The sequence below is a fragment of the Tautonia sociabilis genome, from assembly GCF_003977685.1.
Taxonomy (GTDB): domain Bacteria; phylum Planctomycetota; class Planctomycetia; order Isosphaerales; family Isosphaeraceae; genus Tautonia; species Tautonia sociabilis.
Window position 1 is genome coordinate 1 of record NZ_RYZH01000060.1, and the last position, 21570, is coordinate 21570.

General features: G+C 70.2%; 15 protein-coding genes. 5 read left to right on the forward strand and 10 right to left on the reverse strand.

Annotated features, from left to right (window positions below; all coding sequences use genetic code 11):
• The 4 genes from TsocGM_RS22070 to TsocGM_RS22085 form a co-directional block, all read right to left on the reverse strand.
• Positions 1–1695: S8 family peptidase (locus tag TsocGM_RS22070; protein ID WP_148114888.1), on the reverse strand; the 1695-nt coding region annotated here is incomplete at its 3' end.
• Between the two features lie 869 nt (positions 1696–2564).
• Positions 2565–3731 carry a hypothetical protein gene (locus TsocGM_RS22075; protein WP_126727633.1) on the reverse strand — a complete coding sequence of 389 codons (1167 nt, stop codon included), beginning with the start codon at positions 3729–3731 and terminating at the stop codon, positions 2565–2567.
• Positions 3732–4041: 310 nt separating this feature from the next.
• Positions 4042–5142, reverse strand: a complete 1101-nt coding sequence (locus TsocGM_RS22080; protein WP_199756868.1) for a cytochrome-c peroxidase — start codon at positions 5140–5142, stop codon at positions 4042–4044.
• Positions 5143–5323: 181 nt separating this feature from the next.
• Positions 5324–5863 carry a hypothetical protein gene (locus TsocGM_RS22085; protein WP_126727634.1) on the reverse strand — a complete coding sequence of 180 codons (540 nt, stop codon included), beginning with the start codon at positions 5861–5863 and terminating at the stop codon, positions 5324–5326.
• A gap of 381 nt (positions 5864–6244) precedes the next feature.
• On the opposite strand from TsocGM_RS22085, the gene argH reads away from it, so the two are divergent.
• The 5 genes from argH (at position 6245) to TsocGM_RS22110 (ending at position 14669) form a co-directional block, all read left to right on the forward strand.
• Positions 6245–7636 (forward strand): argininosuccinate lyase, encoded by a 1392-nt coding sequence (argH, locus tag TsocGM_RS22090; protein WP_126727635.1) that lies wholly within the window; start codon positions 6245–6247, stop codon positions 7634–7636.
• Positions 7637–7730: 94 nt separating this feature from the next.
• Positions 7731–8663, forward strand: coding sequence for a hypothetical protein (locus TsocGM_RS22095; protein ID WP_126727636.1), 933 nt, complete (start codon positions 7731–7733; stop codon positions 8661–8663).
• A gap of 99 nt (positions 8664–8762) precedes the next feature.
• Positions 8763–10055 carry a diaminopimelate decarboxylase gene (gene lysA / locus TsocGM_RS22100; RefSeq protein ID WP_126727637.1) on the forward strand — a complete coding sequence of 431 codons (1293 nt, stop codon included), beginning with the start codon at positions 8763–8765 and terminating at the stop codon, positions 10053–10055.
• A gap of 367 nt (positions 10056–10422) precedes the next feature.
• Complete coding sequence (locus tag TsocGM_RS22105) at positions 10423–13266, forward strand: HEAT repeat domain-containing protein (RefSeq protein ID WP_126727638.1); 2844 nt, start codon at positions 10423–10425, stop codon at positions 13264–13266.
• Between the two features lie 272 nt (positions 13267–13538).
• Positions 13539–14669, forward strand: a complete 1131-nt coding sequence (locus tag TsocGM_RS22110; RefSeq protein ID WP_126727639.1) for a sigma-54 interaction domain-containing protein — start codon at positions 13539–13541, stop codon at positions 14667–14669.
• 181 nt (positions 14670–14850) lie between these two features.
• Here the strand turns inward: TsocGM_RS22110 and TsocGM_RS26285 are convergent, their stop codons facing one another.
• The 6 genes from TsocGM_RS26285 to TsocGM_RS22140 form a co-directional block, all read right to left on the reverse strand.
• Positions 14851–15840, reverse strand: a complete 990-nt coding sequence (locus TsocGM_RS26285; protein WP_158633705.1) for a hypothetical protein — start codon at positions 15838–15840, stop codon at positions 14851–14853.
• 61 nt (positions 15841–15901) lie between these two features.
• Entirely contained in the window at positions 15902–17134 is a 1233-nt protein-coding gene (locus TsocGM_RS22120; RefSeq protein ID WP_126727640.1) for a C45 family autoproteolytic acyltransferase/hydolase, read from the reverse strand.
• Between the two features lie 124 nt (positions 17135–17258).
• Positions 17259–17867 carry a hypothetical protein gene (locus tag TsocGM_RS22125; protein ID WP_126727641.1) on the reverse strand — a complete coding sequence of 203 codons (609 nt, stop codon included), beginning with the start codon at positions 17865–17867 and terminating at the stop codon, positions 17259–17261.
• A 123-nt stretch (positions 17868–17990) separates the two neighbouring features.
• Positions 17991–18638 (reverse strand): DUF4190 domain-containing protein, encoded by a 648-nt coding sequence (locus tag TsocGM_RS22130; RefSeq protein ID WP_199756869.1) that lies wholly within the window; start codon positions 18636–18638, stop codon positions 17991–17993.
• 233 nt (positions 18639–18871) lie between these two features.
• Positions 18872–20434, reverse strand: a complete 1563-nt coding sequence (gene guaA / locus TsocGM_RS22135) for a glutamine-hydrolyzing GMP synthase (protein ID WP_126727642.1) — start codon at positions 20432–20434, stop codon at positions 18872–18874.
• Between the two features lie 333 nt (positions 20435–20767).
• Positions 20768–21421: a hypothetical protein gene (locus tag TsocGM_RS22140; RefSeq protein WP_126727643.1), complete on the reverse strand. Its 654-nt coding sequence runs from the start codon at positions 21419–21421 to the stop codon at positions 20768–20770.
• Between the last annotated feature and the right edge of the window lie 149 nt (positions 21422–21570).

The window sequence follows — 21570 nt, forward strand, 5'->3', positions numbered from 1 at the left end:
GGTGACGCCAGCGGTGCCGGCGAAGGACCAGGCGGAGCCAGCGGGGCGATAGAGGTAGGAGCCGCTCGAGCCGTTGGGGCCGGCCTCTGGCACCTCGAACCCCCCATCGGACAGGGGGATCGCGCTCGTCGAGATCCCCTCCGCCGTGACGACAGAGACCTCGAAGCTGTTCCCCTGGGCATTCCGGACCCGAGTCACCAGCGATTGCCCGTCGGGCTGCACGACGGGGGTGGTCGCGACGACCATCGAGGCGTAGCTCTCGTCGAGCGTTACTCGGGTCCACTCGCCGTTGGCCGGCACCTCGACGACGCCGCCTCGCAGCCGGGGCTGAGGACGAACCTCCTGGACGGCCTTAGCGACGTTCAGCCGGCCCCCGCTGACGGACGTACCCGCCAGGCTCGGGAGCCGGTCGGCCGATCCGATCAGCGCCGAGGCCAACTTCTGGGCGTCCAGCGTCGGGTCGATCGCCTTCAGCAGCGCCGCGGCTCCGGTCACGTGCGGCGCGGCCATCGAAGTCCCCGACTTGAACGAGTAAGCTCCCCCGGGGGTCGTGCTAAGAATGTCCACCCCCGGCGCCGCGAGGTCGACCGAGACCTGCCCGAAGTTTGAGAAGCTCGCCCGTTGATCGCTCCGATCGGAGGCGGCCACCGAGACGATATTCGGCAGGTCGTAGCTTGCGGGGTAGAACCTCGGGGACCCCGGAGCGTCGAGGGCCCGGCCCGAGTTGCCCGAGGCGGCCACGACCAGGTGCCCGGTCGAGGCCCCGGCGGTCTCGATCACATCCCGCAGTGCCTGGCTGTACTGGGTTCCTCCCCAGCTGATGTTCGAGATCACCGCGCCATTCCGGTAGGCGTAGCTGATCGCGTCGATCGCCGACGAAATCGAGCCGTTGCCGTTGCGGTCGAGCACCTTGAGCGGCATCAGCGAGACGCGCCAGGCCACTCCCGAGATCCCGGCCCCGTTGTCGCCGACAGCGCCAATTGTGCCGGCAACGTGGGTGCCGTGGGAGTTGTCGTCCCTCGGGTCGTTGTCGCGATTGACGAAGTCCCAGCCTCGAATGTCATCGACGTAGCCGTTGTTGTCATCGTCGATGCCATTACCGGGCACCTCACCGCGGTTGGTCCAGATGTTGGCAGCCAGGTCGGGGTGCGCGTAGTCCACTCCGGAGTCGAGCACGGCCACGACCACGCTCCGATTTCCAGTGGAGGTCTGCCAGGCGGTGGTGGCGTCGATGTCGGCGTCGATGGGGAGCGATCCGGTCGTGGCGACGGACGAGGCGGGGTTGCTCAGGCCCCACTGCTCCGGGAACCTTGGGTCGTTCGGCGCGACGGCAGCGGAGATCAGGTAGTCCGGCTCGGCGTAGAGCACGGCCGGATCCCGTCTCGCCGCGGCCAGCGTCGCCTCGACTCCGAGGGCAGGGTTGATTCCCACGACCCGGAGCCCCTCGACGGTCCCCAGCGAGAGGCCGGGCATCATCCCGAACGGATGCGGTTTTGCCTGCGCGACATGATCATCACGATAGCGGACAATGATGTGATCAGTCGCGAACTTGCCGGCCTCGAGGCCGAATGGCGTCATCGCCCCCCGGATCGCTCCGATCGGGTCGAGTCCCATCGGCTCGGCGTCGAGCAGCAGGCGGACTTCGAGGCGCTCCGGTCGGGGAGCGCACGCGGCACGCTTCTTGGGGCGCGGCATGGTGGGAGTACCGGGTTGCGAACTGCGAGGAGGTACGGAGATCTCGGGCGGGTGGGCTCATCAGGTCGGCAAGGCGCCCGGGCATCGGGTGCTTCCGAAGACTGGCGGGAGGCTCCCAGGGCGACATCGCCACCCAGCCGATCGCTCACGGCACGAGGCCGGGTCTCAAGGCAAGGGAAGCCACGAGTTGCGGGGTTACCATAAAAGGAGATCGAGCACCGGTCAAGCACGCCCTTGTGTTTTATCGCCACAACTCCGGTCGTGTTACAGTCTTGCAATAAATGTTCTTTGCATTATTGTTTTGTTGCATGGTCTCACTGATTGCGTGTTGATCCTTCGGCATCGCATGATCGCCGGTCGATCCTGAGGGGGGATCCGGGCCCGGAAGGGGGTGGCGGGCCCGACGAGAGCCGGTCAGGTCGGCCACCGTCGGCCGGTCGCTGGGGCGTCACAGGGCCCCGGGGCTGCGTCCTGGCTCGCCGCTGTCGAGGGATACTCTAGGACACCGATTGGGAGGGTGGGCCTCGATCGGTTTCGATTCTCGTGCCGGACCCGGCGAGGCCGCCCGCTCCGGGATCACGAGGCCCGAGGCGGGGGCGCCCTGGAGACGGCGGAGGCTCCGATCGGAGGATTCGGGGCCGGCGGGAAAAGCCGGATGAGGACGCCCGGAATGGGAGGGCACGCGACGGGAGGGCGGCGTCCTCGAGGCGGGAGGGGCCGGGAGGGGGAGGGATCGAGAGGGAAGGGGGAGGAGAGCCGGTCGCCGGGGGAACCGGCCCGAGGGCGTTGCCGGACGGCGTCGCCCCCGGGAGAACCGTGGGGAGCTGGGATCTCGGATGGGCCCGGGAGGGCGCCGTCCCGGGGGGAGATCAGGCCCTGGTCGGGGCTTCGGAGTCGTCGGTCGGCTCCTCGACCTCCACAGGGAGGGACGGATCGCGGTCGAGGGCCTCGCGGAGCGAGCGGAATTCCGCGCCGGTGACCCACTCCCGGTACGGCCGGATGACCTCGAGCAACCGCTCGTCCGGGGAGCCGTAGCCCTCGACGATTCGGGCGAGCGTTTCTCGGAACCGGTCGGCCTTGACCTGAGGGTCGTCGTATCGGATGAGGAGCAGGGCTTTCAGATGCTCGAGCGCTTGCTCGGAGATGCGGCGGGCCTCGATCGACTCGGCGTTCCGGGGGTCGGGACCATCGGGAGCGTCTGCTTCCCGCTCTCGGTTACGGCGGGCCTCCTCGGACGCCTGGCGGAGCGATTCCTGGGCCTCGGCGATGTACGCGTCCCAGTCGGCCGCGTACTGACGGTTGAAGGCCTCGATGTAGCCGGGCTCGTGCTGCTTGGAGAGGCTCACCAGGCGGCGGAAGATTTTCTCGAGCACTTCGCGTTCGTCTTCGCCGGGGTCGGAATGCTGGAAGCGGCGGAGCCGGCCGATCCAGACCCGCATTTGGGCGTACTGCTCGCGGCGGTCCATTGCGGCGAAGGCGGCGTTGGCTTCTTCGATCTCCCGGGCGAAGGCCCGGACCTGGAATTCGGGGAAGTGTTCCTCGGCCCGCTGGGCGAGGTCGTCCCCCTGCTGGACGTGGCCGTTGGAGGGGACCTGAAGGCGGTCCAGCTCCCGTCGGACGTGGTGGTAGCGGTCCAGGGCGGCCCGGAGTTCGATCCGGGCTCGGTCCAACTCGTCGCGCAGCGTCTCGAGCTCGGCCTGGGCCTCGGCTCGGCGGCGCTCGATCTCGGCGCGGGAGACCTGGATCAGGCGCTCGGCTTCCCGAAACTCCTGCTCTCCCATCAGTGCGCGATTCTGAGCGGTGCGACGGACGAGTTCCTTGAGCAGATGCTCATCCCCTTCGGCCTGTTCCAGCTCGCGTTGGCGAGCGGGGCGCACCTGCCGGTCGCGCGCCTCGACTTCCCGAATGGCCTCCTCGGCCTGCCGGAGCTGGTCGGCCGACAGCTCCAGCTCCTCGATGAGCTCCTGTGCCCTCGTCTTAGCCTCGACCCGCCGCAACAGATCCGCAAGCTGGCCCAACGGTGATCCCGTTGTCATGGCCCACCTACTCCTTTCTGGTCACTGACTGCTTAATATCGCCTAAGAGCGATCGGGACCGCCGGAAGGCTCCGGCCGAGTGGGGGGCCGGAAGCCGAGCTGAGAAGAGATGATCGGACGCTAAGGTGATCCGACGCGGACGGTTCCCGCGGTCCTGGTTATAGTTTACGCGGAGGAGGCAATCCCGCGCCGGGATTTGAGCGGGAATCGATCGCGGGTGGATGAGGACGGTCGGATGGAAGGACACCCGGTGATCGGGACGGCCCGGGATCCGGTGGGGGCGGATCCCGGGCCGGCGGAGGCGAAGGGTTCAGTGGGGGAATTCGGCCGGGGCCTCGATGTGCTGCCAGCCCTCCCCGCTGAGGGCCTGGAGGAAGGCGACCAGGTCGGCTTTCTCCCCTTCCGTCAGGTTGAGCGGCTTCATGCGCTGATCAATGGTTGGATTCGGGATTCCGCCCTTGTTGTAATGCTCGACGACTTGCTCAAGCGTCGTCAGGCTACCGTCGTGCATGTAGGGGCCGGTATGCTCGATCTCCCGGAGGGTTGGGGTTTTGAAGGCTCCCAGGTCCTTCGGGTTCTTGGTGACGGCGAATCGGCCCTCGTCGGCGAAGGTCCCGGTGTTCGGATCGTAGCCGATGCCGATGTTGACGAACGACTCGTCGCTGAAGTTGAAACCGAGGTGGCAGGCGTCGCATGCGGCCTTGTTGAAGAAGACATCCATTCCCCGGAGCTGGGCTTCGGTCATCGCCCCGTCCTCTCCCGCCTTGTAGCGGTCGTAGGGGGAGTTGCCCGAGTAGACGGTTCGCTCGAAGGTGGCGATCGCCTTGGCGACCCGGTCCAGGGAGATCTCCTCGGAGCCGAAGGCCTCCTCGAAGAGGGGACGGTAGCCGGGGATCCCTCGGATCCGGGCGACGACCGCCTCGTGGGCCTTGCTTTCCTCGGTTTCCAGGGTCATTTCCAGCGGGTTGGCCAGCGGGCCGATGGCCTGGTCCTCAAGCGAGGCCGCCCGGCCGTCCCAGAATTGCAGGGTGGTGAAGGCACGGTTGATCACCGTCGGAGCGCTGCGGCCCCCCTTCTGGGATCGGATGCCGGTGGAGACCGGCGAGGAGTCGGTGAAGGCCTTGCTTGGCTCGTGGCAGCTGGCGCAGGAGATGGTGTTGTCGGACGACAGCCGGGTGTCGAAGTACAGGTATCGGCCCAGTTCGGCCTTCGCTGGGCTGTAGGGGTTGTCGTCGGGCCAGAAGACCGGGATCAGCCCCAGCGGGACCTCCGGCTCCTGCGGCGGGGGCCAGGCGGGAGCGGGCCCGGCCGAGGGAGCGGCGGGAGCGGTGGTTCGGGCCAGGCCGATCCCCGTGGTGGCCGCCAGCCCCAGCCCCATCGCCGTCGCGACGGATATGATCGTTCGTCTCATCGGCTCTCGGTCCCCTTCGATTCTCGATCCCTCGGCAGAAACCCACCCGGGACCGGCGGGGTGAGCCGTGGGGCCCGGGTGGGGGCGGGAGGTTGGTCCGGGGAGCGGCCCTCCCGGGATCGAGAGGCCCGCCTCCGCTCGGACCGACCGGTTCCGACCCGGTCCAGGTCGGGCCGGACCATCATCCCTCGGTCAGGTATCCCTGGACGTAAAGCGCCTTCTGCCCGGCAACTTCCGAGAAGGTACCGTGGACCTTCACGACATAGGCCATATGTTCGATGGCCGCCTTGCGGAAGTTGGTCAGACCGTCCCGACGGGGGTTGTGCTCCTCGTCCATCAGGAGGAACAGCGAGCCGTCCTCGGTCAGCAGGCCGATCGGCTGTCCCTGCAGGGCGCACTTCTGGCCGCAGTCGCGGTGCTTGTCGCCCCGCTTGCCGACCTGCAGGTAGCAGGACAGATCCACGATCTCCCCGACCACCGTCATCGGCTTACCCTCGAGCACCTTCCCCTCGATGGCCGAGGTGTAGGTGGTGATGCTCCAGGGACGAGAGCCAGTCACCTCCTTGCCCAGCTCCGCGGCCGGGTTGTCCCAGGTGCCCTTGGTCGGCTCGGACCAGTCGGGGAACAGGATGCCGGGGCCCTGCTGCGCGGCGAAGGCCAGCGAAACGAGCACCAGCAGCGACCCGGCCGCGATCGGCCCATACTTCCTGGCGAAGTTCATCGGGGACGTCCTCCTCTGGTTGCGTGCACGCGTCGGTGAGGGCGGCGCGGACGGTCGCCGCCCGATCCCTCGCGGTTTATCACACCATCATCGCCTCGGCAAGTGGGGCCCGAGGGCGGATTCCCCGGGGCCTCGTCGCCCCGACCGGCCTCGCCGAGTCGGCTCCCACGCCAGCCGACTCTAGACTCGATCGGCCGATCCCCTCCCCGGGCTTCAAACCGGCCCGGCCTCGGAGCCGAGGGCCGCGCGGCGGCGCGATCCCCTCCGGAGCGGAGCCCTCCCCCGCGATCCGATTGACTTCGGAACGCGCGATTGCCTAAGCTGACGGAACGGCGTGCTGGTTCCTTGGGCAGGCCGGGCCCATCGCGGAGGAGTTGCATCGTGGCCGAGAAGCCCTGGGGAGGCCGATTCGCCGCCCAGACCGATCGCCGGGTCGAGCAGTTCACCGAGTCGATCTCCTTCGATCATCGCCTCTTCGAGCACGATGTCGTCGGCTCGATCGCCCACGCCCGGATGCTCGCCCGCGTCGGCCTGCTCACCGAGGCGGAGTGCGAACAGATTGTGCACGTCCTCTCCGAGATCCGGCAAGAGATCGCCGAGGGACGGTTCCCCTTCTCGATCGAGAAGGAGGATATCCACATGCACATCGAGTCGGCCCTCACCGCCCGGCTCGGCGATCTCGGGCGCAAGCTGCATACCGCCCGCAGCCGCAACGATCAGGTCGCCACCGATGTGAAGCTCTGGACCCGGGACGCCATCGACCGGCTCGACGGCCTGCTCGCCGACCTCCAGCGCGCCTTCGTCGCCTTCGCCGACCGCCATCGCGACCTGATCCTCCCCGGCTACACCCACCTCCAGCGCGCCCAGCCGGTGCTGGCCCCCCACTACGCGCTGGCCTTCGTTGAGAAGTTCGCCCGGGACCGAGACCGCCTGGCCGACTGCCGACGACGCCTGAACGTCCTCCCCCTCGGCGCCGCCGCTCTGGCCGGCACCACCCTGCCGATCGACCGCGAGTCTGTCGCCCGGGAACTCGGCTTTGATTCCGTCGCCGCCAACAGCCTCGACGTCTCCAGCGATCGCGATTTCCTGGCCGAGACGCTTTTCTGCCTCACCCTGGTCGCCGAGCACCTCTCCGGCTGGGCCGAGGAGTGGATCCTCTGGTCCACCCAGGAGTTCGGCTTCCTCCTGCTGCCCGATTCCGTCTGCACCGGCAGCAGCATCATGCCCCAGAAGAAGAATCCCGACGTCCTGGAACTGATCCGGGGCCGCACCGCCCGGGTCGTCGGCGCCTTGCAGACCGTCCTCGTCCTCATCAAGGGACTCCCCCTGGCCTACAACCGAGACCTCCAGGAGGACAAGCTCCCGCTGTTCGACGCCGTGGACACCGTCTCCTCTTGCCTTGAGCTGGCCGCCGTGGTCGTCTCCGGCGCCGAGCTGAACCGGGATCGCATCTCCTCCCGACTCGACGAGGGGTTCCTCGACGCCACCACCCTGATGGAGTACCTCATCCTCAAGGGGGTCCCCCAGCGCACCGGTCACGAGGTCGTCGGCCGGCTCGTCTCCCTCTGCGAGTCCCGGCGCTGCCGACTGGCCGACCTCCCCCTCGACGACCTCAGGGCCGCCTGCCCAGCCATCGACGAGGACGTCTCCGGTTCCCTCGGCGTGGAGAATGCGGTGAAGGCGTTCCGGTCGTATGGATCGACCGCGCCCGATCAGGTTTCAGAACAGTTGACGGCCTGGAAGGCGAAACTGGGGCAAGGCCCCAACGGATGATCGGGCGTCGTCGGTGCGGCTCCCTCCCGGTTGTCTTCCTGCCCGGGTCGTCTCGGATCACCCCGGCATCTTCCGACCGACGAAGCGGCCCGCCATGATCCTCGACCGCATCGCCAGCCTGCTCCGGACGTGCGACGGCAACGCCCCCACGCTGCCGCCGACGCAGTTGTTCAATGAGAACTGGCTCCTGCGCCTGATGATCGACTGGCACGCGACCCACCCCGACGCCGGGCCCTACCCGATGGCCCCGATGCCCGGGGCGACCTGGTTCGCCGAGGCGTGGCTGCCCTCCGCCTTCCTGCCCCGGTTCCGCAAGGATCGCCTGGCGGAGTCCTGGACCCACGCCGATGGCGCCGTCGGCCACTTCTCGACGGGCAGCCGGGGATGGGCCGATCTCGTCCTGCTGCCCGAGGCGAGGCAGCTCACCGTGATCGAGGGGAAGATGTTCAGCCGCCTCTCCAGCGGCGTGAGGAACGCCCCCTGGTACGACCAGGCGGCTCGGACGGTCGCCTGCATGGCCGAGATCCTCCGACGGGCCGACCGCCACCCCGTCGAGCTGGACGAGCTGACCTATGTGCTGATCGCCCCGAGGAGACGCATCGACGACGGCGTTTTCGCCGACGAGCTGGCCCGGGGCGCCATCCTCCGCAAGGTCCGCCGACGGGTGGAGGACTACGCCGGCTCCCGGGACGACTGGTTCCGGGAGTGGTTCGTTCCCACCGTCCGCCGGGTCGAACTGCTGTGCCTTTCCTGGGAGGAGGCCATCGAGGCCATCGCCTTCCACGACCCCGAGACCGGGCAGGAGTTCGACGCCTTCTACAACCGATGCCTGCATTACAACCGCCCCCAGGCGGTCACCGTGCTGCACGACCTCCGAGCCGGCCCCGCCCCCGAGCCCGACCCCGAGTTGGCGGACCTCGACGACGAGCCGGTCCGGGCTCGAGCGCAGGTTGGCGGCGGAGCCGGCCCCGCTCCTCCCGATCCCCCCGACCCGATCCGGGACGCCGCCATTCGTCGCAAGGGGTGATCGAGCCCGCCTCCGCCGCCGATTTCGAGAGGAAACGACCCTCGGCCGGGGCGCCCCGGCCGATCCCCCTGACTCCCCGACGCGAACCCGACGACCCTCATGGACCACTTCCCCTATCGCGACCGAGACCTCTACTGCGAAGGCATTCCCGCGTTCGAGCTGGCCGAGCGGTTCGGCACGCCGCTCTATGTGTACAGCACCGCCGCGCTCGTCGGCCGGCTGGAGGAGTTGCACACGGCGTTCGCCGAGCTGAATCCGCTGGTCTGCTACTCGGTCAAGGCGAACTCCAACCTCGGCCTGCTGAAGCTCATGGCCGGGCACGGCAGCGGCTTCGACGTCGTCTCCGGCGGCGAGCTGCACCGAGTCCTCCGAGCCGGGGGGGACCCGGGCCGGACCGTCTTCGCCGGCGTTGGGAAGACGGATGACGAGATCCGGGACGCGCTCCGGCTGGGCGTCATGCTCTTCAACGTCGAGAGCGAGGCCGAACTCGAGGCGATTGACGCCGTCGCGAAGGCCGAGGGGGTGAAGGCCCCGATCGCGCTCCGGGTGAACCCGGACGTCGACCCGAAGACGCATCGGTACATCTCGACGGGTAAGAAAGAGTCGAAGTTCGGTATGGACATCGACCGGGCCCTCCGAGCGGCGGAATCAGTCCGGGGCCGGGAGGGGCTGGCGATGACCGGCCTGCACATGCACATCGGCTCTCAGATCACCAGCACCGAGCCCTACGCCCGAGCCGCCGCCAAGGCCGCCGAGCTGATCGACCGCCTCCGGGGCATGGGCCACGACCTCCGCTGGTGCAACATGGGGGGCGGCTTCGGCATCGACTACCGGGGAGGAGAGTCGAAGCCCATCGCCTCCTTTGCCGAGGTGATGGTCCCCCGGCTCAAGCCCACCGGCTGCCGCCTGGCGATGGAGCCCGGCCGGTCGATCGCCGGCAACGCCGGCATCCTGCTCAGCCGGGTGATCTTCACCAAGCAGTCCGGCGACAAGCGGTTCGTCATCCAGGACGCCGCCATGAACGACCTGATCCGCCCCGCGCTTTACGAGGGGTTCCACCGCATCTGGCCCGCCCGGGTGCCCGAGGGGGTCCCCTCCTGGCCTGACGACTTCGAGGCCGCCATCCCCGGGACCGAGCCCCGGGACGTCGTCGGCCCCGTCTGCGAGAGCGGAGACTTCCTGGCCAGAGACCGCCACCTGCCCCCCCTGCACCGAGGGGACCTGCTCGCCACCTTCTCGGCCGGCGCCTACGGCATGGTCATGGCCTCCAACTACAACACGCGCCCCCGAGCCGCCGAGGTCCTCGTCGACGGCGAGAACGCCCGGCTCGTCCGCCGCCGAGAGACGATCGACGACCTGATCGGTCCCGAGCTGGTTGGGCTGGAGGGGTGACGTCGGCCTCCTCGATCCCCGGTCGGGGCCTCCGGCCGGGGGGGGCCGAAGGGGATCGAGGACCGTCGACTCGTGCGGGTCGGGCCGGTCGCCCGGGTCCGACCGGAGCTTCCGGGCGCGGTTTCCCTGCCGGGAGAGGCGATCGTATCGCGATGCGGGCAAATCCGACGCTCCGACAACCGCCTCCCGGCCCTCCATCGGTCATCATTGGACGTGTCGTCTTCGCTCCGCCGAGCGCCCTTCGCCGTCCTCCTCGGAGCGAACCGTCGGGCCCGGCCCCCTGGCAACCCGTCGGGTGCCCTCCGGCATCCGCTCATCTGCTGTGATCCTCCGGTCCCTGCCATCCCCAAACGACGAGGTCCGCACCATGCCCCCGACCCCGACCCTCCGCCCTCGCGATCCCGGCCGGATCGGCGCCGCCGGTCGGGTGGTCGCGGCGCTGGCCGCGGCGCTGTCGGCCGTCGGGGCGATCGGCCTGGGCCCCGTCGAGGCCACGGCCCAGGCGCCGGGCCTGGAGACCTTCGCCAAGCAGCCGGAGACTCCCCTGGAGCTGTGGGACGCGATCAGCTACCTCGGCCGGGTCGGCCGCTTCGACCAGGCCGCCCCTCTGCTCGACCGCTTCCTCCAGGCCGATCCCGACGACGCCACGATGCTCGAGATCCGGGACCGCTTCGGCGTCGGCTCCATCCTCCGGCTCCAGGATGACCCCCGGACCTCCCGATCGGTCGCCGGCCTGCTGGACCGCCTCACCGCCGCCTCCCGGCGCACGGCCCGGCGCGAGGACCGCATCCGGGAGGCCATCCGGTTGCTGACCGGGAGCCCGCTCCAGCAGGCCGAGGCGTTGCTCCGGCTCGGAGAGTCCGGCCCCTATGCGGTCCCCTACCTGCTGGAGGCCGTCGCCAGCCTCGACCCCGGCTCCCCCGACCGGGCCCTGCTGGTCGGCAACCTCGGCCGGCTCGACCGCCGGGCCGTCCCGGCGCTCATCGCCGGCCTCGACGCGCCGGATCCCGTCCTGGCGGCCGAGGTCGCCTCGGCCCTGGGCCGGATCGGGGACCGGCGTGCCTTGCCCTTCCTCGTCGCCGAGGCCACCGGCACCGTCGAGGGCCGCGACGCCGTCCGCAACCGGGCCGCCGAGGCCGTCGCTCGGCTCACCGGCGCTCCGATCGACGCCATGACCCCGCCGCCGGCCCGCTTCCTGCTCGATGAGGCGAGGCGATACCTCACCGGAGGGTACGTCTTCCCGTCCGAGCAGGTCGAGCTCTGGTCGTGGCGGGAGGGGACGGTGGCCCCCGAGGTCGTCTCTCCGGCCGAGGCCGAGGCGATCCTCGGCAGCCGATTCGCTGGCCGGGCGCTCGAACTGGCCCCCGATGACCGAGAGGCCGCCGCCGTCTCCGCCGCCCTCCGCGTCCGGGGGCAGATTAGCGGCCTCGACCCCGCCGACCCCGACGCCCGGGAGGCGATCGAGGAGGAACTCGCCGGGCTCGGCCCCGAGGCGCTGACCGAAACCCTGGATCTCGCCCTCCGGTCGAGGCAATTCGACATCGCTCCCGCCCTGATCGGGGCGCTCTCCCGGTCGGCCGAGCCGACGATCCTGCTGACCGACCCGCCCTCTCCGCTGGTCGCCGCCCTCTCGGCCCCCGACCGCCGAGTGCAACTCGCCGCGGCGCTGGCGGTCGTCCGGCTGAATCCGACGTTCGGGTTCCCGGGCTCCAGCCGGGTGGTCCCCACGCTCTCCCGCTGCCTGCTGCTTGGCCCGACCCCCGAGATCGTGGTCGTGAGCGGGAACTCCGCGCTGAGGACGACGGTCGCCTCGAGTGTCCGGGCACTCGGATACGAGGCCAGGACCGCCGCCACCGCCGACGAGGCGTTCGCCCTCGCCGCCGAGTCGGCTGGCGTCGAGGCCCTGATCATCGACCCCGCCTTCCTCCAGGGAGGCCGAGACGCCCGGGACTTACTGCTGGACCTCCGGGCCGACGCCCGCACCGCCGGGCTCCCCGCGCTGCTGGTGCTGCCGATCGACCCGGCCCGAGCCCTCGCCCGGGGTGAGGAGTATCGCTTCCAGCAGACCGAGACCGAGCCGAACGACGTGCCGGCCCGGGCCTCCCCGGTCGCCCTCGTCGGCCGCCCCCGCCGAGCCCGGATCAACGGCCGCCTCTCTCCCGACGACCGCCCGCCGTACAACCAGCCCAGGAGAACCCTCCCCGGAGCCGAGCCCGAGGACGTTGAGGACCCGATCGGCCCCGTCCCTCCCGCCGTCGAGGACGAGGACGAAGAGGAGGAGCCCCCCCTCCCCGACATCTCGGGCGACCTCTTCGCGCTCGGATCGCTCCGCTCGGGAGACTCGATTTCCGCCGTCATCGAGTCCGCCCCCGGCAGCACGCTTCGGCCGCGGGATGTCGCCCTCTGGCTCGAGCGCCGGGAGGGTCCGGGCTTCGTCCCGGTGGCGACCGGGGTCGGGTCGCTGGCCGTCACGATCGACACCCCCGGCGTGTATGACCTCCGCGTCCAGGCCGCCGATCGATACCTCTACGGTTACCGGGCCCTCTACATCCTCGACATCGCCGTGTATGACTACGACATCGCCGTTCCCCCCCTGCCCGGCACCGCTCGGCTGAAGGTGGAGGAGCTGGCCTCCCGGTTCGATCGGGTGGCCGTCGTCGCGGCGCCGGGGGACGCCAGCGCGGTTGGGACCATCCTCCTTCGGGAGTGGTCCCGCATGGGGAACGCGCCGATCCCCGCGACCGAGCGTTCCGCGATGTCCCGGGCCGCCGCCGAGGCCCTGGGGACCCTGGCCGGTCGGCCCGACGGCCCGTTCGTGGCCGACCTCGCCCGGGCGGTGGACCCCCTGCGTCTCCTGCTCTCCGACTCGGCTCGGGCCCCGTCCGCCTCCTCGGCGCTGGCGGCCGTGCCGGAGGCGGAGGCTCAGCGTTCCCTGGCCGATCTGTCGATCGACAGCTCCCGCCCCGAGCCCTCCCGGCTCGCCGCGGCGAGGGCCCTGCGGGACAGCCTCGCTCGCTTCGGAACGCTGCTGGCCGACTCTCAGCAGGCCCGGATCGTCCGAGCCCGAGACCGGCTCTCCCCCGGCGCGTTGCGCGAGGCCCTCGACGCGGTCGTCGACGCCCTCGCTCCCGCCCCGCTCCCGCTCCCGCCGATGGCCCCCAGCCAGTCCGGGGCCGCTTCGGACGGGGCTCGGTCGCTTGCCGATGAATGATCGTCTCGATCGTCGCCGACCGGGCCGGGCCGGCTCGACGATCCCTCGGCCCGGGCCCCCGACGGCCTCGGCGAGGTCCTGATGAGTTGCCCCGAAGCCCGATCGACCGAATCGGGCTTCGGGCTCTGAACTCCGGAATCTCCGAGCGGACACCCACAACCCGCCCCACCGGGCGGGCCGCCCGGCCCCGAGGAGTGGAGCCGGGCCCAGGAATCGGCCTTTCCGAGCGACCGATCTTCGGCCGCCCGACGGCCCCGGAAGGATGCGACCCGATGGCCATGCCCTACCCCCGGAGCGGCAGCGCCGCACCCCCGATTCCCGGTCCCGCCGACTCCGACGCCGGCCTCCCCGGCGTGATCGGGGACGGGCCGGTCATGCGCGAGGTGGCTCGGGTCACCCGTCAGGTCGCCCGCTCTCGCGCCTGCGTCCTGATCGTCGGGGAGACCGGCGCCGGCAAGGAGCTGATCGCCCGGGCCGTCCACGACCTCAGCCCCCGAGCCTCCGGCCCCTACATCCGCGTCAACTGCGGCGCGCTGACCGAGAGCCTGCTCGAATCCGAGCTGTTCGGCCACGTCAAAGGCTCGTTCACCGGCGCCGTCGAGAACCGCACCGGCCGGTTCGAGGCCGCTCACACCGGCACCATCTTCCTCGACGAGATCAACAGCACCTCCCCCAAGCTCCAGGTGAAGCTCCTCCGCGTCTTGCAGGAGGGGGAGTTCGAGCGCGTCGGCGATGTGAGCACCCGAAAGGTCGATGTCCGGGTGGTGGCCGCCACCAACCGAGACCTCCGCGAGGAGATCGACGCCGGCCGCTTCCGAGAGGACCTCTACTACCGGCTCAACGTCGTGCCGATCGACTTGCCGCCGCTCCGGGATCGCCGAGACGACATCCCCGCGCTCGTCAATTTCTTCCTCGCCCGCTACAGCGAGCAGAACCAACGCGAGATGCGACGGGTCGACCCCGAGGCGATGAAGCTGCTCTGCCGCTACGACTGGCCCGGAAACGTCCGGGAGCTGCAAAATTACATCGAGCGTGCCGTCGTGCTCGGCGACGGTCCCGAGCTGCGTCCCGAGCACCTTCCCCCTCAGCTCCGGGGGGAGGCCCCTCCCCGCCCCATCCGAGGCAAGGCCGCCGACCTTGACACCATGACCGCCGAGCTTGTCCGACGCGGTCTGCTCGCCGCCGGCCCGAATGCCGACGAACTGATTCGTCGGATCGTCTCCCCCGTCGAGCGAGAGCTCATCCAGCAGGTCCTCGCCGCTTGCGACCGCGTCCAGATCAAGGCCGCCGCCCGGCTCGGCATCAACCGCAACACCCTGCACAAGAAGTTATCCGAGTACGGCCTCGACTCCTCCTCCCACGGCGAGTCTGGAGCCGGCCCCTCCCCGGACGAAGACGCCTGATCTCGGGAATCGCGGCCGACCGTCCTGGTCGCCGCCGAGAGGAGGATCGGGCCGTGTCCCCCCTCCTCCTCCCCGCGTTCTCCGGCCCTCAAGGCCGGGATGAGGCACCTCCCCCCAAGACCTCGGAAGGAGGAGGTGCCCCGGCCTCGGTGCCCCGGCCAGTCGTCTCACCCGGCGACGCTCAGGCCGCCGCCGGCTCCTCGGCCGCCGGCTCCGGAGCCGGTTCCTCCGCCGCCGGTTCCTCGGCCGCCGGCTCCTCGGCCGCCGGCTCCGGAGCGGGCTCCTCGGCCGCCGGCTCCTCGGTTGGCTCGGCGACGGGCTCGGCCTCGCCCTCGGCCTCCGCGGGAGGTTCGACCGCCTCGCCCTCCGCAGCGGGCTCGGCTTCGCTCTCACCCTCGCCTTCGCCCTCGCCCTTACCCTCACCCTCACCTTCGACGGCGGCTTCCCCGGTGCCTCGGGAGGTCAGGATGATCTTGCCGTCCTTGATCTCGATTCGCTCGAACTTCGAGAAGAAGGCCCGTTGCTCAGGGTCCTTGGCCATGTTCTCGGCGAGGTTCTGGCCCCGGAGCTCGTTCATGATCTGCTCGGGGACCGGCTCGCCCTTGACCTCGGCCTCCTGGAGTTGCAGGAACAGCAGGCCGTCGCGGAGGAAAAGGTTGAAGGTGCCCGAGGCGTTGAAGTAGCGCCCCGCCAGCCGGTCGGTCATCAGCATCTCGCCGAACGCGTCGACGGGGAGACTGACCTGACCCTTCAGCTCGTCCCCCTCGATCGAGAAGTAGGCGCGGCCCTTGGCGTCGGGCTCCTCCTGCTGCACGATCACGTTGAAGGCATCGCTGTCCAGGGCGATCTCGTCCGCCCGGCCTTCCTCCAACGCCTGCTCGAACTCGGCCCAGCGGTCGAGCACCTGCTGACGCTCCTCGTCGGTGAGCTGGATCTCCGGCAGCTCGGCCGGGTTCGGCTCGCTCAGGTCGCGCGCCTTGTTGATCAGCCAGTTCCGCCCCAGCACCGCCGAGGCGATGATCAGCGCCACGATCACCAGGAACAGGATCCCCGTGATCAGACAGCCCCAGAACAGGCAGCCCGGTCCCTTGCGCGCCGGCGGCTCAGGGGCGAACTGCGGTTCCTGGAAGGCGGATTCCTTCTCGGGGCCGATCGGGTCGTACTGCGACATGGGGAGTAGCCTCGGTCGTTCGGGATCGAGTCCTGGGCAGATCGGGGAACGGCCCGATCCGTCAGCGCGGCCCGGCCTCACCAGGCCGGGAACCATCGGCGGCGACCTCGGGAGGCGATTCCAGCCGAGGGGCCGAATCGTCCGGGAGCCTCGCCAGCAGTTCCGTCAGCGAGTAGTCGTGGTACGGCTGCGTCGCGGCCGGATCTCCCCCGGGAGCGGCGTGCGCGACCCAGAACCGCGTCGTCTCCGGCTCGAAGAGCGCGTTGTGCAGGTTCGACTCCATCGCCACCGGCCGGTCCATCAGCCGGAGGGCCGAGCAGGCGTCGAACGTCCCGAAGCCCTCCCTGACCCGGCGCACCAGCTCCTTGTACCGGTTTCCGGTCGAGAGGATCACCGCGTCGGGCACCGCCTCGGGGAGCCTTGGGTGCGATTCTCCCATCGCCACCGTCGCGAAGGCATGCCAGGACGCTTCCATCCCCACCGCTTGGCCCGACTCGCCATCGGCGATCACGTAATAATATTCGCAGGTCCTTGGGCTCTCCCGGAAGATCGCCACCGCCTCCTCCAGCGAGGCCGCCTCCTCCAGCGCCCGGCGGACCAGCACCGCCATCGGCACGCCGGCCCAGTGGCCCAGGCCCCGGCCGCCCATCTCTCCAATCGAGATGCGCTCGGCGTTCATCCCCGTCACGCTGCCGATGAATCCGGCGTACGTCACGTTCACGAACGGAACGAGCCCCTCGGGCCTCGCCACCACCAGCGTCGCGAATTCCTGGAGCCTCCAGTCGGTCCCGTAATCCAGCACCCGACCGTGCAGCAGCGTTCCTTCCTTCGTGGCCGAGCCGGCCAGGGCGAACCCGGAGCAGTGGAACAGCTCCGGGATGAAGTTGCAGGTCACGATGTCTTCCAGCGGCACCCCCGAGCCGTCGGCCACCCCGCGCAGCTCGTCGAAGTACCGCTCGGGGATGAACCGGCGCTGCCCCTCGGCCACCGATCTGATGACGGCCTTCGGGTCGATCTTCAGCCCTCCCAGGTCGATCTTCAGGTCGCCGGCCTTCTCGTCAAGCAGGAAGCGCACGAGCTCCCGGATCTCCTCCTGAAGCAACCGACCGTGCTGATACCCCATCGCGTAGGCCGATCCCGACACGTGCAACACCCGCTGACCGTCACGGAGCTCCAGGAACCCATCGCCGCAACGGGAGATGGTCGCCGAGTCTCCCCCGTCGGCTCGGGTCAGGGGCGGCACCAGCAGCAGGGCCAGCAGCGCGGCGCGGTGTCGGCGGGCGATCCGGGGCATCGATGGGGCTCCGGCCAGGACCTCGGGCGATCGGTCTCGACTCGATTCGATCGGGCCGATCGCCCGCAAGTGTATCGCATGCTGGCCCCGTTTCTTATGCCCTGCCGGCCGAATTCACCCCAAGCTACCGGAACTCGCTCCGATATACCATCGACAGCACGTACAGCCCGACCAGCGCCCACCCCAGCCCGAGCAACAGCCCGAACCGCTCCCGCCAGGGCAGCGGCGCGGGCCTCCTCGACCGATGCCGGCGCCGTCGAGGGCCGATCCAGCCTCCCGCCAAGAGGGCAAGCGTCACATAGACGGCCATCAGGGGAGTACCGTAGTAGTAGCAGACCATCGGCACCGACGGATCCACCGCCGGCGGATTCCGCCCCATCGCCTCCGACCTCCTCCCGATCACGATGGGAGGCCAGAGCAGCCAAGCCGCCGTCCCGTGAGCAAACCAGGACAGGCGGCCCGGCCCGAATCTCCTCCTCGGGCGACGACGGCGCTCCCAGAGCAGCAGCGGCACGCCCACCAGCGACGCGCCGCCCAGCACCGCCCCGGCCAGCACCAGGACCGCGCCGGACTGGTCCCCCGGCCCGATCCCCTCCGGCGGAATGGCCACCGCCAGCCCCAGGCCGACGCCCCCGATCAGCAGCATCAGCTCCGCGATCGTCGGCCGAGCCCCCCCCCTGCGATCGGGACGCACCGGGGTCGTTCGGCCCTCTCCCTGCTCGTCGCGCTCCACGGCTCGGCTCCGAGGCGGAGGGCCGGCGGGCTCCTTGCGACGAGGACGCTCCCGATCCGCCCTCCCTAACCAGCGATACGAGCGGGGCCGCCGTCCCGTCGGGCGCGATTCCGGGCGACCCGATCAGAAGCCGGACGTCCGCCCCGGGGCCTCGGGGCGCTCCGGAGCCTCGGGAGCCTCCGGCACCTGGGGGAGATCCCCAGGAGCGATCCGGATGCTTCGACCTCCCGCCGCCCCCGACCCAAACCCGGGCGGGACGATCACCTCCGTGCCCTCCCCTCGGTGGTCCGGGCCGATGATCACCTGCCCGGGAACACCCGCCCCGGAGCCTTCGGAAAACTCCCGCAAGCCTTCGAGCGGCGGGATGGCGTCCAGGCGGAGGACCTCGACCCCCTCGTCGACATGCGGGCCCGTGATGGCCGAACCCTCATCACGGGTGGAGGAGCCCTGGCGGGCGGAGAAATACGCGAACCCGAGGCCCACGGCCGCCACCATCAGCCCGATCCAAATGTACCCCAGGATCAGGCCCGTCCGGGCCATCGCATCCCCTCCCAGGCGGCCCCGGGATTTCTTGATCTCGTCCCGGGCGACGTGACCGGAGACGATCGCCGTCACGGGCCCCACCACCGGGAAGAAGAACCCGAGGATGCCGGCGGCCAGGCTGACCACCGCCAGCTTCTCCGTCGCCTCGGGCATGCCCGTCCCCTTCTCGGGGACCTCCGCGAACTCCGGGTCAATCGCCGGCTCCTCGGCCGGCCACGTGCTTCTCATCGCGAGGACTCCGAGGGGATGGAGAGGACGATGCCCGGGGATCGATGCCGGATTCGACCGTTCTTCGTCCCCCGTCGCCGAGTCTTGAGCACCTCGTCCCGGATTCCCGGGGCCGGTCCCCGGGCCTTGCCGCCGAACTCCCTGAATCCGTCCTCCGCTCCCGGACGTTCTCCCCCGTCCTCCTTCCCGATCCGCCCTGGGTCCGCTCGATGCCGCCATCCGGAGCCGATCGCTCACTCCCACTCGATCGTCCCCGGCGGCTTGCTCGTGATGTCGTAGGCGACTCGGTTGACCCCCTTCACCTCGTTGATGATCCGGCTGGAGGCCCTCGCCAGCAGCTCGGCCGGCAGCCTTGTCCAGTCGGCGGTCATGAAGTCGTCCGTGTCGACGCATCGCAGGGCGACCACGCTCTCATAAGTCCGCCCGTCTCCCATCACCCCCACCGACCGCACCGGCAACAGCACGGCGAACGCCTGCCCGGTCGCCCGCTCCAGGCCGGCAGCGCGCAGTTCCTCCAGGAAGATCGCGTCGGCCCTCCGGAGCACCTCCAGCCGCTCCCTCGTCACCGCCCCCAGGCAGCGGACCGCCAGCCCCGGGCCGGGGAACGGGTGGCGCCAGACCTGCCCCTCGGGCAGCCCCAGCTCGATTCCCAGCCGGCGCACCTCGTCCTTGAACAGATCGCGGAGCGGCTCGATCAGCTCAAAGCCCAGCTCCGCCGGCAGCCCTCCCACGTTGTGGTGGTGCTTGATCGTCGCCGCGGGAGCGTCCGGGGAGCCCCCGCTCTCGATCACGTCCGGGTACAGCGTCCCCTGCGCCAGGAACCGCGCCCCGGGGATCGACTTCGCCTCGTCCCGGAAGACATCGATGAACGTGTGCCCGATGATCACCCGCTTTCGCTGCGGGTCCGTCTCCCCCTCCAGCGCCGTCAGGAAGCGCTCCGAGGCGTCGATCACCCGGAGTTCCGCCTCCGAGTGCCGGCCGAACATGTCGACCACCGCCGCCCGCTCCCCCGACCGGAGCAGCCCGTTATCCACGAAGATGCAAACGACCCGGTCCCCCAGCGCCTTCGCCAGCAGGGCGGCCGTCACCGACGAGTCGACGCCCCCCGAGACCCCGCAGACCACCCGTTCGTCCGGCCCCACCCGCTCCCGGATCGCCCGGACCGCCTGGTCCAGGTAGGCCTCCATCGTCCAGGTTCCTGGGCTGCCGGCCACCTTGTCCAGGAAGTTCCCCAGGATGTGCGTCCCCAGTGCCGTGTGGCTCACTTCCGGGTGGAATTGCAGCCCGAAGACCGGCCGAGACCGGTGCCGGACCGCCGCCAGCGGGCAGGTCGCCGTGGACGCCAGGCCGATGAACTCTTCCCCCAGCTCGTGCACCTGGTCGCCGTGGCTCATCCAGACGGTCGTCCCTGTTGGGACGTCGGACAGCAGCGGAGAGGAGCCGTCCACCTCCCGCAGAGCCGCCGGCCCGTACTCTCGGGAAGGCACCGCGTCGACCTTCGCCCCCATCGCCTGGCAGGCCAGTTGCATGCCGTAGCAGATGCCCAGAATGGGGAGGTCCAGCTCGAAGATCCCGGGGTCGCACTTCGGTGCCCCCTCCTCGTACACGCTGGACGGACCCCCAGAGAGGATCAATGCGATCGGGTCGAGTTCCTTGACCCGATCGGCCGAGATGTCGTGCCGGACGATCATCGCGAACGCCCTCCGCTCTCTCACCCTCCGGGCGATGAGCTGGACGTACTGCGAGCCGAAATCGAGCACGAGAACCGGACGCCGGGCGAGATCGGCGGGCTGCATCGGTCGGTCGATCCTCTCGACGATCGGGGGGGTCTGCCGAGCAAACCGCCATCCTACCTCCCCGCCCCCTTCGTTGAGAATCGCAATCGCCAATGCTCGGTGGAACGTTCCCCGAGTTCCCGGCCAATCCCTCCGCTGGAGTGACCCCGCTCCCGGAGTGATCTCCGGGTTCTCGGATCTCGAGTGGCCCGCTGAAGACGCGAATCCGGGAGCGAATGGGGTCGTGGCGACCCCGGCGAGGAGGGCCTCCCCCACCAAAACGACTCGCCTCGAGCCTCCCGGCCGCTCCTGCCCCCGCCGCCGAGACGATCCCTCCGAGGGCCTCCTCGGATCCTACTCCTCGCTTCCGAGTCCTTCCCTCGGCCCCTGGACGATTCCGCTCCCCCCTCTCGGCCGTCGCTTCCTCAGGGCCAGAGGGGCCCCGAGCACCTCATTCAGCAGGATCGCCTCGCGCAGCCGCTCCGGATCGAAGCCCGATCGGACCAGCCGATCCAGTCCCGCCGACTCGGGAGTGGCCCTGACGGAGACGGTGGCTCCCGAGGAGGACCTCGATGCGACGCTCGACACCGGCGCCGGTGTCGGGGGGCTGCCGGAACCGGGAGCGATGCGATCGTCGTCGTAGATCGCGTAGATTTCGTCCACCGAGGCCGGCCTGGGGAGGGGGGCTCGGGAGGGCTCGGGGGGCCTGGCTGGAGCGGACGGTTGCGAGGAAACGCGGCCCCTCCCCGGGGAACGGCCGGGACCCCGGGAGGACGGCGGCCGAGACGACTGCCCCCTCGACCCGTTCCCTCCCGGAGTCCTTGAGGTCGGCTGAGGCGCCCGGGACGGCCCCGGCGGGATCGGCCTCGGCCCGAGCCGTTCCCTCCCCGGCGCCGGCGCTGCCTCCGACCGGCCGAAGACCTGGTTGAGGACCCAGATCACCAGGAAGATCGCCGGGATGAGGAACTGGATCGAGAACTCGGCCCAGAGCGGCTGGGGCATCGGCATCGGGCGCTGCTCCTCGTCCGGTGGTCGTCGGCGTCTTGACTCGGGCCGTCCTTCCATTCTAGGCAGGCAGGCTTACCGGCGAAACCGGCCCCCACCGCCCGAGAGGGTCTTCGGACCCGGCCCCAGAGGCCTCGATCGGCCTGCCCGGC

Bases quoted from the DNA above. Each gene is read 5' to 3' on its own strand.
- TsocGM_RS22110 (WP_126727639.1), top strand. From the start codon at position 13,539: ATGGCCATGCCCTACCCCCGGAGCGGCAGCGCCGCACCCCCGATTCCC.
- TsocGM_RS22085 (WP_126727634.1), bottom strand. From the start codon at position 5,863: ATGAACTTCGCCAGGAAGTATGGGCCGATCGCGGCCGGGTCGCTGCTG.
- TsocGM_RS22130 (WP_199756869.1), bottom strand. From the start codon at position 18,638: ATGAGAAGCACGTGGCCGGCCGAGGAGCCGGCGATTGACCCGGAGTTC.
- TsocGM_RS22120 (WP_126727640.1), bottom strand. From the start codon at position 17,134: ATGCCCCGGATCGCCCGCCGACACCGCGCCGCGCTGCTGGCCCTGCTG.
- TsocGM_RS22080 (WP_199756868.1), bottom strand. From the start codon at position 5,142: ATGAGACGAACGATCATATCCGTCGCGACGGCGATGGGGCTGGGGCTG.
- TsocGM_RS22105 (WP_126727638.1), top strand. From the start codon at position 10,423: ATGCCCCCGACCCCGACCCTCCGCCCTCGCGATCCCGGCCGGATCGGC.
- guaA (WP_126727642.1), bottom strand. From the start codon at position 20,434: ATGCAGCCCGCCGATCTCGCCCGGCGTCCGGTTCTCGTGCTCGATTTC.
- TsocGM_RS26285 (WP_158633705.1), bottom strand. From the start codon at position 15,840: ATGTCGCAGTACGACCCGATCGGCCCCGAGAAGGAATCCGCCTTCCAG.
- lysA (WP_126727637.1), top strand. From the start codon at position 8,763: ATGGACCACTTCCCCTATCGCGACCGAGACCTCTACTGCGAAGGCATT.
- TsocGM_RS22140 (WP_126727643.1), bottom strand. From the start codon at position 21,421: ATGCCGATGCCCCAGCCGCTCTGGGCCGAGTTCTCGATCCAGTTCCTC.
- TsocGM_RS22095 (WP_126727636.1), top strand. From the start codon at position 7,731: ATGATCCTCGACCGCATCGCCAGCCTGCTCCGGACGTGCGACGGCAAC.
- TsocGM_RS22075 (WP_126727633.1), bottom strand. From the start codon at position 3,731: ATGACAACGGGATCACCGTTGGGCCAGCTTGCGGATCTGTTGCGGCGG.